Consider the following 13,708-nt stretch of genomic DNA (forward strand, 5'->3'; position numbering starts at 1 on the left):
GATGATCACTTGCGCCTCCGCTCCAGCAAATCAGTCTGCACCAACCTTTTTCGCCAGATGCTCGGTGAGTGGATAGCGCTTTTCCGGGGGCAGGAGATCTTTGGCGCGATCGACCCGCCCCTCGCGCAGATGCGCGGAGATCTTGTGTGTCAGGGTGGTGAGGTCTCGGATCTCCACGACCCAGTCGTCGACGTAGCGCTGGATGATGGTGCGGGACAGGCCGACCTGAATGCTCCTGTGGTCGAGTTTCACATTGCGGAGCGAATACTCCGGATCCCACTGGACTCGCACGATCGCGTTCTCGAACTGGTTCCGCCACTGTGCGGCATCGGCGTACACCCGTCGCTCCGGGCTGGTCAGCACCGCGTTCTCGAGTGCCTCCTCCCATCCGGCGCGGGTGATCCGAACGGCGAGAATGCGTTCCTGTCCGGGGCTGCGGGCCCAGTTGCTGCGGTGCATGAGCCACCGATAGGACGGTTTGATCCAGGTCATTCGGTTGAGCGAGAAGGGCTCGATGAACCGTTGCGCGCCGACGGCCGCGGTGGCGATGGCGTCGTTGAACGCTTGATAGACGACGATGGTGTCGCGGTCGAAGTCGGCGCGGATCTCGTACTGGTTCATAACGCGCGCAACAGTAATGGCGAGCGTGAACGGTCACCAGTGAGTTTCCAGCACTGCCCGGCACCCTCCACCCTGACGGACCGAGGTCTCATGCCGGCTTCCCCAACGACGGTGGGCGACCCCCGAAGTGGTTCGATCGGGGTATGAGCGACAGCGGGAAACCCAGAACAGTCGTGTCCGCCGAGCGTGAGGTAGCCGCCGGGGCCGCACGGATCTTCGCATTGATCGCGGATCCCGCGCAGCAGCCCCGCTGGGACGGGAACGACAATCTCGCCGACGCCGCGCCCGGGCAACGGGTGCGGGCGGTCGGAGACGTCTTCGAGATGACCCTCACCCACGGAGTCGTCCGGCAGAACCTGATCGTCGAATTCGAGGAGTCGCGCCGAATCGCCTGGCTGCCTTCGGAACCCGGCGCGCAGCCGCCCGGGCACCTGTGGCGTTGGGAGCTGGAGCCGTTGGGCGACAACCGGACCCGCGTGCGGCACACCTACGACTGGACCAATCTGGCCGATGAGAAGCGTCTGGTCAGGGCGCGAGCCACCACCTCGCAGATGCTGCAGGGATCGGTGGATCGGCTCGCGGCGCTGGCCGAGGAGGAATGAGCGGGCCGTAATCGTTCTGGTCGAACCACTTGCGGGTCAGTGAATGCCGGTGGTCGCGGTGCCGGTGAGGAACTCGCCCGCGACCGGGGCGAGGAGCCCGATGTTCGGGTTGTGGCTCAACTTCGGCACCTCCCGGTGAATCGCGTTGGGCAGCACCGCCGCGATCGCCGCCGCGCCGGTACGCAGCAGGGCGCCGCTCTTCGACCCGGAGATGACCAGGGTCGGTGCGGTGACCCCACTCCAGTCCGCGGCGTCGAGCGCCGTGCCGCGCATGTACGGCCCCATCACGGCCCAGTCGTGGGCGGTCGACGGTGCGGTGGCGAGCATGTTCTTCCACATCGGCGTGAACCGCATGATCGCGGTGAACAAGCGCGGCATACCCATGGCCTCGGTCATGTAGAACTTGACGGTCTCCGCGCGCCGGTCGGCGGCGATCAGCTCGTGCAGCCGGTCCTGCAGATCGGGTGAGGGCACGAAGTTCTCGTCGTCGACGACGAAGGGCGGCTCGAACGCGACCACCCGATCGATCCCCGGCACCCGCGTCGCGGCCCGCAACGCGAGACCGGCTCCGGAGGACCAGCCGAACAATGCCGCCGAGCCGCCGACCGCCTCGACCAGCGCGGCGATGTCGTCGATCTCGTTGTCGACGTTGTACTCGCCCGGCGTATCGGCGCTGTCGCCGCGGCCGCGCCGGTCATAGTTGATGACGGTCAGGCGATACGTTTCGGCAAGCTGCTCAGCCAATTTCACCATCTTGGAGAACTTCCGCTCACCGAAGGCGCCACCGATCAGGATCACCGTCCCGGCGTCCCCACCGATGTAGCGGTCGAAAGCCAGCTCGATTCCGGCAGGGGTGGTGATGGTCTCCATGGCTGAGGCCCTTTCGTTTCGTCGATGCGCGATCGTGGTTCGCGTGTTCGGTGGTGTGGACGGGGCGAGGCGTCGAAACTCATCGCCGCACGCAGATCTCGCTGGTGGGGGCGATGATTCACCAGTCCCGGCGCCAGCCGCTCGGAAGACCTAAGCTGGCCGCGGGCAAACGTACCCAAGGACACCAGGAGTCAGACAAATGGCTACACCTCGCGACGCGCTGCTGGATCTGCGGCGGGCCGCCTCGGCGGGACTGCTCGATCTCGACGGGTCCGATCCCGCGTCGAGCGATGCGGTCCAGGCCCGAGAAACCCTGCTGGAGCCGCACTTCGGTGCCGTCGAGTGGTCGGTTCCGCCGAGCTACCGGGCGCTGCTGGCGGAGCACAATCGGCTGCGCTGCGTTCGGGAGGAGGAGGACCTCGAGTGCGAGTTCGTTCTCGTGGACGAGGGGGAGCTGGTCGAGTTGAACGCCGATCTGATGCACCTGCCCGAGGGGGTCAGTCGCGAGCCGGGACGGTGCCTGTCGACCAATCACCTGGTCGGTTTCGCCGAAGCCGGGTATGAAGCGGTGTGGTGTTTCGATGTCGCGCAGCCCGGCGCGGACGGCGAGTACCCGGTCTACTACCACCATCAGGACGAGCCGCGAGCGCGCTACCTCGCGGACGGTGCGTGGGAGGAAGAGGCCGACGCCGTGCCCGACTTCCCGTCATTCGCGGCCTGGTTCGAGGCGATGACCGCGGCCTTCACCGCCGCACAGCCCCCGGCTTGGCTCGACGAGTTGGGCACCCCGGCCCTGGTCTGGCTCGCCCGTGACGGAATCTTCCAGGCCCGGAACTGACCGGGTGTGGCCGGCGGAATCCGCGTCACTCGACTTACCCGCGCACGGTTGGATCGATGTCGCCGATCGCGCGCGTGAGACGTGACGCGGCTTCGCTGTCGTCGTGAACCGACAAGGCCTGGTTGACGATCAGCCAATCCGAGATGTCATCGCCGCCGACGTACTTGCGAAAGCAGTTGTACATCGCGTAATACGCGAACTCGACCGGGTCGGGGAAAGTGAGGTCGTCGTCTTGCAGCGCGGCGATGGGCTCGAGGTACCGGCTCCCGACATCCGCGAGATCCTGACCGGCGCGGGCGGAAAGCAGCGCGTCGGCCGGAAGCTCGACATCGACCTGATGCCGCATTCCGACAACCGAGTCACGGTAGCGAAGCTGGGCACGCTTGCCCCGGGTGTAGTCGATCCAAGCCGGCAGCGCGTCCTCGCACAGCGACAGGTGAACCTGCCGTCGGCGATCAGCTCCCAGCTGGAAGAACAGTTCCCTCGGCGTCATGTCCGAAGGGTACGGCCTTCCCGACCGCGAACCGATCTACGCACCGGTCCGGTCGGTAGGGTGGCGAAATGCGTTTCAAACCAGGGGGATTAGAAGGACGGACCATCCCGGCAGCCGTCCTGACACCCCGCAGGCTCCGAACGGTCATGAACCTCGCCCCGTCTCTCCTGTTCCTCGGAGTGCGCGTCGACCGATTCGCCGATGACTGGACCTCCACCGAGGTGAGCCTGAAGGTGCGCCGCTGGAACTCCAACCACAACGGCGCCGCACCGGGCTGGTCCCTGTTCGCGATGACCGACCCGTTCTTCGGAATAATGGCCAACGGTCAACTCGGCCAGGGCTATCGGATCTGGAACACCACCGCCGACATCGAGTTCGTCGCCCCCGGCCGCGGCACCGTCCGCTCCACGATGCTGATGCCCCGCGACCTGATGGACGACATCCGCCGCACCACCGCCGACGGCTCGAAATCCATCACCGAACACGAAACCCGGATCGTCGATTCGAACGGCGCCCTGGTCGCTCGCGCACACCAGACGCTCTACGTCCGGAAGATCGCGCAGTAGTTGCTGTCAGGACCAGTCGCGCCGCGGCACGATGTCGGAGTGTTCCGCTAGGGTCCGGGCCGTGACTGATCGTGAGACCTTCGCCCCGCTGGTGTTCTTCGAGTACGACCACAGGCCCGGGCACTACTGCCTGATGCTGTCCGACAACCACATGCTCGCCGCCGAGGCCGTGTTCGCTGAGTTCGGTTACGACGGTGGCGGTTACGGCTGGTCCGGTGTCGCGCGGTCCGCGGTGGCGATGCGGGCGCCCGAGCTGGCGGATCGGCTCAACTACGACCCCGAGGCTGGGATGTTCGTCGCCTATGGGGACGACGCGGAGGCGCTTCAGCGGCTCGGGGCGCTGTTGCAGGAGGCGCATCGTGACTCGACGGTCCTGTCCGGGTTCATCGCGGGCGGCGACCCCGAGTGGTTCGACTGACCGGTGACGGCGCGCCGTCCGTACGATCGCTGGTGTGAGCGACGACAGCGCAGTCAGCACCGTGGACCTCGGCCTCGCGATTCAGAACCTGCACGACGATCTCGCGGCCTGGTTGGGTAGGGAGGCGGAACTCGAGGTGTTCGAACGCTTCGCCGGCGCGCAGGATGCGGGGTTCACCATGGTGAGTACCGACGGGTCGGTGGTTGCGCGCGAGGCGCTCCTCGCGGGCCTGCGCACGGCGCGGAATGCGGTGCCTGGTCTGCGGATCGAGATCGACGAGGTTGTCGAGCTGAACCGAGCGGGCGGGATGGTCGTCGTTCGCTTCCTCGAAGTCCACCACAGCCGGACCGGCAGCGCCGCCCGCCGGGTGACCGCGGTGCTGACCGCCGAACCGGACGGCTACCGGTGGCACTCCGTCCACGAGACCGCGATCGACTGACGCACTGTTCGGCCCCTCCGATGCTGATTGGTCGAGTCATGAACACGAACGCCTTGTTCTTCGGCCTGGCGGTCACGGATTTCGCGGCAGCCGACCACTGGTACACCCGCCTGTTCGGTCGAGCCGCCGATGTCGTGGTGACGCCCGGGATCGAAGCGATGTGGCAGCTGGGCGACACCGTCTTCGTCTACATCGTGGTCGACCCCGAGCGCGCCGGCCGGGCGCTGGTGAACATCGCCGTCCCCGACCTGGAGACCGCCGTGACCGAAATCGGCTCACGCGGTGTCGATCCGGGCCCGTTCATTCTTGTCGGGCCGGACGGTGCGGCCGGTCGCAAAGCTCCGTTCGTCGATCCGGACGGCAACTCGATCTTCGTCATCGAGATCGCGGCAGCATGAGTGGCGTGACCGCGCGGATCTTCGGCGCGATCCGGAGTGGACCCTACAAGGACGAGTAGTTCCGAAGTGCGTCCACGACGAGCGCGGCGCCGAAGAGCGCGAAGAGGACTCGAATCGACAAGGGACCGAATCGGGTCAGGGCGCGGACGAAACCGCGGTAGAACCGCTGTACGCGGGCTGAGCGGCGGGTCGCGGCGAACAGCACCAGGAGGGGTGGTACCAGGGCGATGAGGCAGTAGGCGGCCACGATCAGGGGCCACAGGGTCGGTCGTGGTTCTCGGATCGAGAGCATCGCCAGTGCGGCCAGGTAGGGGACTGCGGTTGGCGCCTGGGCGAGGCCGATCGCGGCTCCGATCAAGCCCAGGAGTAGCGGTCGGCGTCTGGCCTCGATGGCCCAGGGCGGGATTTCGTTGGCCGTGTGGCTCGGTAGTCGAAGTGCGCCGAGGATCAGCAGGAGCGCACCGATGACGAGTTCGGCCCAATAGCGAATGGTCGGCGTGATGTCGAAGTGGATGAGGTCTGTCAGGAAGCCGAGCCCCAATACGGTGCAGATCCCGAATGCTGTTGTGACAGCGAAGAGTCCTGCGATGAAGCTCAAAGCCCCGGGAACCGGTGAGCGACGGCCCAGCCGGCTGTCGACGACCACCGCGGCGGTGATCCCTATGTTCAACACGTGCAGGGAATCGAGGAAGGCGAACCCCGCGAGCGCCAGTAGGAAGATCAGCATGACCCAACCGACCATACAGACCGGCCACCTCACCCGGATCGCCCCGATGAGCTCACGTGCGGCGTTCAGTCGAAGTAGAACGTGTTCTATATTCGGGGGTAACCGTTCCGCGAGCCCTCGGGAGTTCACTACATGTACCAGTGGTCCGACGAAGACCTGATGTTCCGCGACGCGCTGCGTGGGTTCATCGACAAGGAGATCAAGCCCAACGTCGAGCAGCTGGAGAGTGGGGCGCTGCCGCCTTTCGACATCATTCGCAAGCTGTATGCCACCTTCGGGCTGGACGAGCTGGCGAAGGAAGGGCTGGAGAAGGCGTTCGCGAAGGAAGAGGGCGGGAACACCGGTAAGCCCGGCAAGTCGGGTGGCGGGTTCAGCGGGTCGGGCAGCATGGGGGTGATCCTCAATAGCGAGCTGGCGGGGATCAGCCTGGGTCTGGTGGCCTCGATGGGCGTGAGCCTGGGGCTGACCGTGGGCACCATCCGCAGCCGCGGCACGCTGGCGCAGAAGAAGCGGTGGCTGCCGGAGCTGGTCACGTTCGAGAAGGTCGGCGCGTGGGCGATCACCGAGCCCGACTCCGGGTCGGACGCGTTCGGCGGCATGAAGTCGTACGTGCGGCGTGACGGCGAGGACTACATCCTCAACGGTCAGAAGACCTTCATCACCAACGGCCCGTACGCCGACGTCACCGTCGTCTACGCCAAGCTGGACGAGGGCGACGGCGTCGACAAGCGGGACCGCAAGGTGCTGACCTTCGTGCTCGACAAGGGCATGGAGGGCTTCACGCAGAGCAAGCCGTTCAAGAAGATGGGCATGAACTCCTCGCCGACCGGTGAGATGTTCTTCAACAATGTCCGCATCACCCCGGACCGCCTGCTCGGCGAGACCGAGACCCCGGCCAAGGGCGACGGCAAGGACAGCGCCAAGGAGTCGTTCGCGGCCGAGCGGATCGGCATCGCGTCGCTGGCGCTGGGCATCATCAACGAATGCCACCGGCTCAGCATCGACTACGCGAAGTCGCGCAAGCTGTGGGGCAAGGAGATCGCGCAGTTCCAGCTCATCCAGCTCAAGCTGGCCGAGATGGAGATCGCGCGGATCAATGTGCAGAACATGGTGTTCAACGCCATCGAGCGCACCGCGGCGGGGGAGAAGGTGTCCCTGGCCGAGGCGTCGGCGATGAAGCTGTACTCCTCGCGCGCGGCCACCGAGGTCGCCATGGAGGCGGTGCAGCTGTTCGGCGGCAACGGCTACATGGCCGAGTACAAGGTCGAGCAGCTCGCCCGTGACGCCAAGTCGCTGATGATCTACGCGGGCAGCAACGAGATCCAGGTGACCCACATCGCCAAGGGTCTGCTCGCCGGCTAGGCCGTCGCCGAGCGGCACGCTCGCGGGCTCACCCCATCAGTGTCTCGATGAGGTTGGCGCTGCCCGCGGGCGTGCACAGCGACACCGCACCGGTGTGCGGGTCCACCAGCGCCGACCCGAGATCCAGTCGCGCGCTGATCAATTCGAAGAACCCGGCCAGCGACGGCGCGATCACCGCGCGCACGGCCGGGTCGGGTCCGTAGGTGATGACCTGGCCCGCGGTGCCGAACGGCCCGGGGCTGGTGTCCACCGCGAAACCGCAGTCGCCGTCGTCCGCGGTGAACGGCACCCACCCGGGCTTCCAGAACTTCCGCGACACCGGGCCCGGTTCGGGGCAGTGCACCCAGCGGTCGCAGTCGACGCCCGCGCGGCGGAAGGACTCGGCCGTGCGCTCCTGCACCGTCTGGATCGCGATGATCTCCTCGACCCCCAGCAGCCGGTGCAGGAAGAAGTCGCCGACGTCGTCGGTACCGTCCGCGACCGACAGCATGGCGACCAGCGAATCCGGCAGCGGCAGCCCGAAAGCCGCGCGATAATTCGCCAGCGCCGCCCGGGACGCGGGCGGGCGGAAGTGCTCCCGAATGCCCAGGGAACCGGCCTCCATCCAGCCCAGGATTCTGGAGAACGCAGACCCCGTATCGAGTGACGGCACGCGGTACTCCTACGAGATCGCCTGGTAGCGGGGCACTCTGGTGTGGAAGTCGAAATCGGGGCCCGGACCACGGCCGGTGCAGGACGTCGTCGACGGTCCAGCCGGGATGCATACGCGGCGCCCCGAGGTGTCCAGGCCCGGGTTTGTGTCGAGAGTGCTTGTTTCAGTGGTCATTTCGGGCTCCTTCGATCGGAAGGGTCCACACGTGGCGGGCGCCGCTATGGTGGAGCCGCTCGCGAATACCGGTCGCCGTGTCCGGGTGATCGGTGAGGGCGAGCAGGCATCCACCGAGACCGCCGCCGGTCAGCTTCGCGCCCAGTGCGCCCGCCTCCAGCGCGGCCGCGACGCCCCGGTCGAGGATGTGGCTGCTGACGCCGAGATTCGCGAGGAGTTCGTGGAACGCGGTGAGCGACCGCCCGACTGCCGTCCAATCACCCTGTGCCAGTTGGGTAATGGCGTTCTCGGTCAGCTGCTCTGCCGACCGGAGCAGCTGCAGCCCGCTCTGTCCGGTCAGCCGCGCCGAGGCGATGCCGACCGCCTCTCGGGGGCCCGCGCCGACACCGGTGTCCGCGACCAGCAGCAGGGCCCGCCCAGCGATCGGGATGGGCGCATGGACGCCTGCTCGGAATTGAATGGGGCCGCGTGAGACCGCGGCCGCCGCGTCGACGCCGCTGGGCCGCCCGTGGGAGTGCTGCTCACCGACTTGGACGAAGGCGGCCAGATCCGTGTCGCTGAGCGATTGTTCGACCAATGCGGCGGTGGCGTGGACGGCCGCCGCGGTCACGGCCGCACTCGAGCCCAGGCCGCGCGCCACGGGTATACGGGTGTCCGTGCGCACGGTGAGCGGCGTGCCCGTGATCTTCCAGCGCCGCAGGGCCGCGACGACGGCGAGCTCCGGACCGGTGCCGGGGCGGAAGCCGGGACCGCCGATGCGGAGAACTCCGGGCCGCCCTTCCGGAACCAGCCGCGCGGCAGCGGAGTTCGACGCGTGTGCGGCTCGTGCGTGCGCGGTCATGGCGGGCATCGGCAGTGCGACGGCAGCACTGCCGTGCGCCACCGTGTGTTCACCGATCAGGATGACTTTCGCGTGGGCGCTGCCGTCACCGACCCGGTGGCGGGCAGGTACGACCGCCATCAGAGTTCCCGATGGGTGGCGGCGTGGGCGTCGCGGCCGCGGCGGGTGCCGTCGTCGTCGATGATGTCGTCGTGGATGAGGGTGAAGTTGTGGACCAGCTCCACCGCCGCCGCCCGGGCAGCGCCGCATCCAGGTCCCGCGCGCCGCAGGCCTGCGCGGCACACAGAGTCAGGGCCGCTTGCAAGGACTTTCCCGCCCGGAAGCGGCCGGGCTGCCCGTCGCGGTCCCGCCAGCCGAAGCGGTAGCCGATCATGGCGTGCAGCGGTTCGGGGAGCCGGCTCACCGCCTCGCGCAGCACCGGATCGCAGGTGTGCTGAGTGCGGGCCGACAAATCGGCGGCACGGTGGCCGGAATCGGTCGGGCGGTGAACCGAAGTGTCCATCTACGAACTCCTGCCGGGGCCGGGTGAGCACGAGCGGGGTGGAGCGAGATGGACTTCAAGCTAGGGGCGTAGCAAACCAACCGCTACGCACGGTTACGCATGAGAAGAATGCTCCGCGCGCATAATTCGCCTCGGCGGGTCGGTCGACGATCCCGGGGATGCGTGGAAATCGCCTCGTCAGCGGCAGTGAAGCACTATCGTTTCTCATCGCTCACGCAGTTGTGGGCGACAAGTGAGGAGCACACTTTCATGAAGAATTCCCACCGTGCCGGCATCGGCGCGACGGCCATCGGCGCAGCGGCCGCCGTCGCCGCGCTGACCGCCCCCAACGCCAGCGCGTTGGTCAACTCGATCACCGTCAGCGACGCCAAGGTCTGCCTCAACAAGGCCACCACCGTGACCGTCGCCGTCACCCCGACCTCGTTCCTGTTCGATGTCTCCCTCAGCGACAACGACGCCTCGGTCGGCAATGCCAAGGTCTCCAACAGCCAGGCCGTCTTCTCCTGGACCCCGACCACCGTCGGCTCGCACACCCTCAAGGCGACCCAGGAAGTCATCAGCACCAAGACCATCACCGTGGACGTCGTGGACTGCACCCCGATCCCCGGCCCCGGCACCGGCTCGTCCGCGAGCAACCCGCTCGCCGGCCTGCTCAGCAGCCTCTCGGCCAAGTAGCGCGCCGCGAACCCGGGGGTGCGGCGCACGGCCGCGCCTCCGGGCCCGGATCGGCTGAGCCTCCGGGCCTGCATCGGCCGCGCACAGTCAATTAATTGATCAGTTAGCCTGACCTGATGGCGCTACGAAACGCGGTGCTGGCCGCCCTGCTGGACGGTGAGGCCTCCGGCTACGACCTGGCCAAGGGTTTCGACGCCCCCGTGGCGAACTTCTGGGTCGCCACCCCGCAGCAGCTGTACAAGGAACTCGAGCGGATGGCCGCCGACGGGCTCATCGAGACCCGCGTCGTCGAACAGGAACGCCGCCCCACCAAACGCTTGCATGCCATCACCCCCGCCGGACGGGCCGCGTTGCGCGAATTCATTTCCGAGCCGGCCAAACCCACCGCCATCCGCGACGAGATGATGGTGAAGGTCCAGGCCATGGAACTCGAGGACGCCCCGGCGGTGCGAGCCGCCGTCGCCGCCAAACAGGAATGGTCGCGGGCGCGGCTGGCCCGCTACGAACGGCTGCGCACCCGGATGCTGGACGGGCGCAGCGAACAGGCCTACCTGGCCGAAGTCGACCGGGTCGGGCCGTATCTGACGCTATTGCGCGGAATCTCCCTGGAACAGGAGAACATTCGGTGGGCCGAGTTCGCGCTGTCTGTCATCGAACGGCGAATCGGGGCCCGCGCGTAGGGTTTCCGCGCGGGCCCTGGTGCGCTTCACTTCGACCGGAGTTCCTCGATGGCCTTCCGCAGGCGGTCGTCGGCCCCGTCGTCGGCGGGAGCCGCCATCACGACGCCGTCCGCGAGCCCGCCGTAACGCTCCCACAGGAGTCCTGGCAGCGCCGCGTAATCGCCGCAGACGAGCAAGGTGTCCAGCACATCATCGGTCATCACCGCCGACAGCCGGTCCCACCGCTGCGCCCGCGTCAGTTCCCGTAGCCGGTCGAATAGTTCGGGCAGGCCGAGCCGGACGAGCGTGGGTTTGTAGGACGGCGTGGAGTAGAGGAACGCGAGCAGGCGGCGCATCCGCTCGCGTTCGCGATTCACCAGCTCGGCACTCGCACCGGTGGCGACCGGCGCGGAGGCGTAGATCGGGGGCGTGGCCCGCGCGCCCTCGACCGCACCCGCCATCAGGGCGGGTCGCACCACGTCGCGCAGATAGCCCGGATCGGCGTTGGTGGAGTGGGTGATCACGCCGTCGGCGAGTCGTCCTGCCAGCGTGCACATTCCGGTGTTGACCGCGCCCAGCAGCACCGGAGGGGCGGCCATCTCGCTGGGCCCGGGATTGAAGTAGGGCTGCATGCGCGTGAGCCGGTAGTGGTCGCCCTCGTAGCGGACCGATTCACCGGATGCGAAGGCCGCGAACAGTTCCCGCACGGCCTCGACGTACTCGCCCATCCGGCCGACCGGTTCGGTCCAAGGCATGGCATACCGGTCTTCGATGTTCTGTTTGATCTGGGTGCCCAGCCCCAGTTCGAACCGCCCGCCCGAGAAGCTCGCGAGATCCCACGCGCTGTAGGCGACCAGGGTGGGGGAGCGGACGAAGGCCAACGTGATCGCCGTGCGCACCGTGATGCGGCTGGTGTGTTCGGCGGCCAGCAGCGCCACCGCGAAGGAGTCGTGGATCGTCTCCGGAATATGGATGCCGTCGAAGCCGAGGGCCTCCATCCGGCGCGCCACCGCGGGCACCTGCGACAGGGGCAGGCGCGGATCCAGGGCTGCGAAAACTCTCATCGGCCGTCTTCCTCGGGTGTCGCGTGTTGTCGACGCCGACGGTAGCGAACCGGTGGGTCCGGGTTACATTTGCGCGGTCCGCATTCCTCTGCGAAAGGGTCACCCATGTCGATCGCCGCTGACAAGGTCGTCTCCATCGAATACACCTTGACGGCCGACGACGGCGAGGTGCTGGACACCTCCGTCGGCGACGAGCCGCTCATCTACCTGCACGGCGCGGACAACATCGTGCCGGGCCTGGAGCAGGCGCTCGAGGGCAAGAGCACCGGGGACGAGCTGACCGTCGTGGTCGAGCCCGAGGACGGCTACGGCGACTACCTGGCCGAACTGGTCAGCAGCGTGCCGCGGGACATGTTCGAGGGCGTCGACGAGCTCGAGCCGGGCATGGAGTTCCACGCCGAGGCCCCGGACGGCGAATCCCAGATCGTGGTCGTCCAGCAGGTCGACGGCGACGAGGTCATCATCGACGCCAACCACCCCCTGGCCGGTCAGCGGCTCAACTTCGCGGTCAAGGTGGTCGACGTGCGCGACGCCACCGCCGACGAGCTCGCCCACGGCCACCCGCACGGCGACGACGACCACCACCACTGATCCTGCGCCGGGTCGGTTCGCCACGAACCGGCCCGGTGAATCCTCCGAAATCCGGTGCGGCCGACAGGGTTCGTTTTTCGGCCAATCGGCCGATGTCGCCCCCGGATCACGCGGTCTGTGACTACGTTCTGCGAAAGCAACGAGTGGTCCTGTGCGCGCGGCCGGAGGAATCTTGGAGACCACGTATCGCCTGTCCCTGCACAGGTTCGCCATCACCGAGCTGACGGCGAACGGGTTGGATACCGACTGGTTGCTCCGAGAGGCTGGCATCCCGCACTGGTCCATGGGCGACGGGGATATCCAGGTCCCCAGCTCGGCCTACGCGCGCTTGTGGGACGTGGCCGCCCGCGCCCTCGACGATCCGCTGGTCCCCGCCCGGGTGGGCTGCCGGTTCACCCTCGGCGCGGGCGGGCTGTGCGACTACCTGTTCTCCACCTCGGCCACCATCGGGGAGGGCCTGGCCACCGTCGGGCCGTTCATCAGCGATATCACCACCAACCACCGGCTGTCCCGCACCGCGGAGGACAACGGTGATGTCACCTTCGGCTTCGAGATCATCGAGGGCGACGACACCGCCCGCGACCTGACCCACCTGTGGGCGGTCGTCTCCCTGCGCGGGCGGGCCCGCCGAGTCGCGGCGGGGCCGTTCGACCCGGTCCGGGTCCGACTGCGGCAGCGGGCCCCGCGCAACCACACCGATCTGCACGATTTGGTCGGCACCCGGGCCATCGAGTTCGGGGCGTCGGAGGACTCCATCACCTTCCGCGCCGCCGATATGGACGTACCGCTCACCACCGCGGACCCGGTACTGCACGCCATCCTCGAGAAGGTCGCCGCCACCGTCCCGCCGCCGCCCCCGCTGGCCAGCGCCTGGGTGGATCAGGTATCCGAGGCGCTCGCCGAAGCCCTCGTCGCCGGCGACGCCTCGCTCGCCACCGTCGCACGACGACTCATGGTGAGCCGCCGCACCTTACAGCGCCGACTGACCGAGGCGGGCACCACCTGGCGGCAGGAACTCGACCGCGCACGACTGGAACGACTACGCCGCGCCGACACCGCCGGGCAGCAACTGGGCCGCGCCAGACAGGCCGAAATCCTGGGATATTCGGGCCCACAGGCGATTCGGCGGGCCGCCCGCCGATGGGAGTCCATCGCCGAACGCCGCGTCTCGGACGGCCCTGTACTGGCGGGACACTCCTGACGCGACCAGCGTGGC

The 13,708-nt window shown here is 67.8% G+C and carries 20 protein-coding genes; 11 read left to right on the forward strand and 9 right to left on the reverse strand.

Annotated features, from left to right (window positions below; translation table 11 throughout):
• Positions 1-30: 30 nt before the first annotated feature.
• On the reverse strand, positions 31-621 hold the full coding sequence (locus ACFRAQ_RS08905) for a DUF4291 domain-containing protein (RefSeq protein WP_379096316.1): 591 nt from the start codon (positions 619-621) through the stop codon (positions 31-33).
• A gap of 143 nt (positions 622-764) precedes the next feature.
• Here ACFRAQ_RS08905 and ACFRAQ_RS08910 point away from each other — a divergent pair, with 143 nt between their 5' ends.
• Positions 765-1,223, forward strand: a complete 459-nt coding sequence (locus ACFRAQ_RS08910) for an SRPBCC family protein (RefSeq protein WP_379096319.1) — start codon at positions 765-767, stop codon at positions 1,221-1,223.
• A 36-nt stretch (positions 1,224-1,259) separates the two neighbouring features.
• Here ACFRAQ_RS08910 and ACFRAQ_RS08915 read toward each other — a convergent pair whose 3' ends face one another.
• Complete coding sequence (locus ACFRAQ_RS08915) at positions 1,260-2,093, reverse strand: alpha/beta fold hydrolase (RefSeq protein WP_379096322.1); 834 nt, start codon at positions 2,091-2,093, stop codon at positions 1,260-1,262.
• A gap of 199 nt (positions 2,094-2,292) precedes the next feature.
• Between ACFRAQ_RS08915 and ACFRAQ_RS08920 the strand changes: the two genes are divergently transcribed.
• Entirely contained in the window at positions 2,293-2,931 is a 639-nt protein-coding gene (locus tag ACFRAQ_RS08920) for a hypothetical protein (RefSeq protein WP_379096325.1), read from the forward strand.
• A gap of 34 nt (positions 2,932-2,965) precedes the next feature.
• On the opposite strand, the gene ACFRAQ_RS08925 is transcribed toward ACFRAQ_RS08920, so the two are convergent.
• Positions 2,966-3,424: a hypothetical protein gene (locus ACFRAQ_RS08925; protein WP_379096328.1), complete on the reverse strand. Its 459-nt coding sequence runs from the start codon at positions 3,422-3,424 to the stop codon at positions 2,966-2,968.
• A gap of 146 nt (positions 3,425-3,570) precedes the next feature.
• On the opposite strand from ACFRAQ_RS08925, the gene ACFRAQ_RS08930 reads away from it, so the two are divergent.
• From ACFRAQ_RS08930 to ACFRAQ_RS08945, 4 genes are all read left to right on the forward strand, one after another.
• Positions 3,571-3,990: a DUF4442 domain-containing protein gene (locus tag ACFRAQ_RS08930; protein ID WP_379096331.1), complete on the forward strand. Its 420-nt coding sequence runs from the start codon at positions 3,571-3,573 to the stop codon at positions 3,988-3,990.
• A 61-nt stretch (positions 3,991-4,051) separates the two neighbouring features.
• The gene (locus tag ACFRAQ_RS08935; protein ID WP_379096334.1) at positions 4,052-4,408 is read left to right on the forward strand and encodes an immunity 51 family protein; all 357 of its coding nucleotides are present in this window, start codon (positions 4,052-4,054) and stop codon (positions 4,406-4,408) included.
• A 34-nt stretch (positions 4,409-4,442) separates the two neighbouring features.
• A complete protein-coding gene (locus tag ACFRAQ_RS08940; RefSeq protein WP_379096337.1) occupies positions 4,443-4,847 on the forward strand; it encodes a hypothetical protein in 405 nt (134 codons plus the stop codon).
• Positions 4,848-4,885: 38 nt separating this feature from the next.
• A complete protein-coding gene (locus tag ACFRAQ_RS08945; RefSeq protein WP_379096340.1) occupies positions 4,886-5,245 on the forward strand; it encodes a VOC family protein in 360 nt (119 codons plus the stop codon).
• Positions 5,246-5,288: 43 nt separating this feature from the next.
• Here the strand turns inward: ACFRAQ_RS08945 and ACFRAQ_RS08950 are convergent, their stop codons facing one another.
• Entirely contained in the window at positions 5,289-5,972 is a 684-nt protein-coding gene (locus ACFRAQ_RS08950) for a GAP family protein (protein WP_379096343.1), read from the reverse strand.
• 132 nt (positions 5,973-6,104) lie between these two features.
• Between ACFRAQ_RS08950 and ACFRAQ_RS08955 the strand changes: the two genes are divergently transcribed.
• Complete coding sequence (locus tag ACFRAQ_RS08955; RefSeq protein ID WP_379096346.1) at positions 6,105-7,334, forward strand: acyl-CoA dehydrogenase family protein; 1,230 nt, start codon at positions 6,105-6,107, stop codon at positions 7,332-7,334.
• 28 nt (positions 7,335-7,362) lie between these two features.
• Here ACFRAQ_RS08955 and ACFRAQ_RS08960 read toward each other — a convergent pair whose 3' ends face one another.
• The 4 genes from ACFRAQ_RS08960 to ACFRAQ_RS08975 are packed head-to-tail and all read right to left on the reverse strand — an operon-like array spanning position 7,363 to position 9,225.
• Positions 7,363-7,986: an SMI1/KNR4 family protein gene (locus ACFRAQ_RS08960; protein ID WP_379096349.1), complete on the reverse strand. Its 624-nt coding sequence runs from the start codon at positions 7,984-7,986 to the stop codon at positions 7,363-7,365.
• A 9-nt stretch (positions 7,987-7,995) separates the two neighbouring features.
• Positions 7,996-8,160 carry a hypothetical protein gene (locus tag ACFRAQ_RS08965; RefSeq protein WP_379096351.1) on the reverse strand — a complete coding sequence of 55 codons (165 nt, stop codon included), beginning with the start codon at positions 8,158-8,160 and terminating at the stop codon, positions 7,996-7,998.
• Positions 8,150-9,121, reverse strand: a complete 972-nt coding sequence (gene mvk / locus ACFRAQ_RS08970) for a mevalonate kinase (RefSeq protein ID WP_379096354.1) — start codon at positions 9,119-9,121, stop codon at positions 8,150-8,152. The genes ACFRAQ_RS08965 and mvk overlap by 11 nt, the downstream gene beginning before the upstream one ends.
• On the reverse strand, positions 9,121-9,225 hold the full coding sequence (locus ACFRAQ_RS08975; RefSeq protein WP_379096357.1) for a polyprenyl synthetase family protein: 105 nt from the start codon (positions 9,223-9,225) through the stop codon (positions 9,121-9,123). Before ACFRAQ_RS08975 ends, mvk begins: the two co-directional genes overlap by 1 nt.
• 527 nt (positions 9,226-9,752) lie before the next feature.
• Between ACFRAQ_RS08975 and ACFRAQ_RS08980 the strand changes: the two genes are divergently transcribed.
• The gene (locus tag ACFRAQ_RS08980) at positions 9,753-10,178 is read left to right on the forward strand and encodes a hypothetical protein (RefSeq protein WP_379096360.1); all 426 of its coding nucleotides are present in this window, start codon (positions 9,753-9,755) and stop codon (positions 10,176-10,178) included.
• A gap of 116 nt (positions 10,179-10,294) precedes the next feature.
• Positions 10,295-10,858 carry a PadR family transcriptional regulator gene (locus tag ACFRAQ_RS08985; protein ID WP_379096363.1) on the forward strand — a complete coding sequence of 188 codons (564 nt, stop codon included), beginning with the start codon at positions 10,295-10,297 and terminating at the stop codon, positions 10,856-10,858.
• Positions 10,859-10,884: 26 nt separating this feature from the next.
• On the opposite strand, the gene ACFRAQ_RS08990 is transcribed toward ACFRAQ_RS08985, so the two are convergent.
• Positions 10,885-11,901 (reverse strand): TIGR03617 family F420-dependent LLM class oxidoreductase, encoded by a 1,017-nt coding sequence (locus ACFRAQ_RS08990; RefSeq protein WP_379096366.1) that lies wholly within the window; start codon positions 11,899-11,901, stop codon positions 10,885-10,887.
• A gap of 105 nt (positions 11,902-12,006) precedes the next feature.
• On the opposite strand from ACFRAQ_RS08990, the gene ACFRAQ_RS08995 reads away from it, so the two are divergent.
• Positions 12,007-12,492, forward strand: coding sequence for a peptidylprolyl isomerase (locus ACFRAQ_RS08995; RefSeq protein ID WP_357097191.1), 486 nt, complete (start codon positions 12,007-12,009; stop codon positions 12,490-12,492).
• Between the two features lie 172 nt (positions 12,493-12,664).
• Positions 12,665-13,693 (forward strand): AraC family transcriptional regulator ligand-binding domain-containing protein, encoded by a 1,029-nt coding sequence (locus tag ACFRAQ_RS09000; protein WP_379096369.1) that lies wholly within the window; start codon positions 12,665-12,667, stop codon positions 13,691-13,693.
• Positions 13,694-13,708: the final 15 nt, after the last annotated feature.

It is taken from the genome of Nocardia sp. NPDC056611 (assembly GCF_042792755.1).
In the GTDB taxonomy this organism is placed as follows: Bacteria; Actinomycetota; Actinomycetes; order Mycobacteriales; family Mycobacteriaceae; genus Nocardia.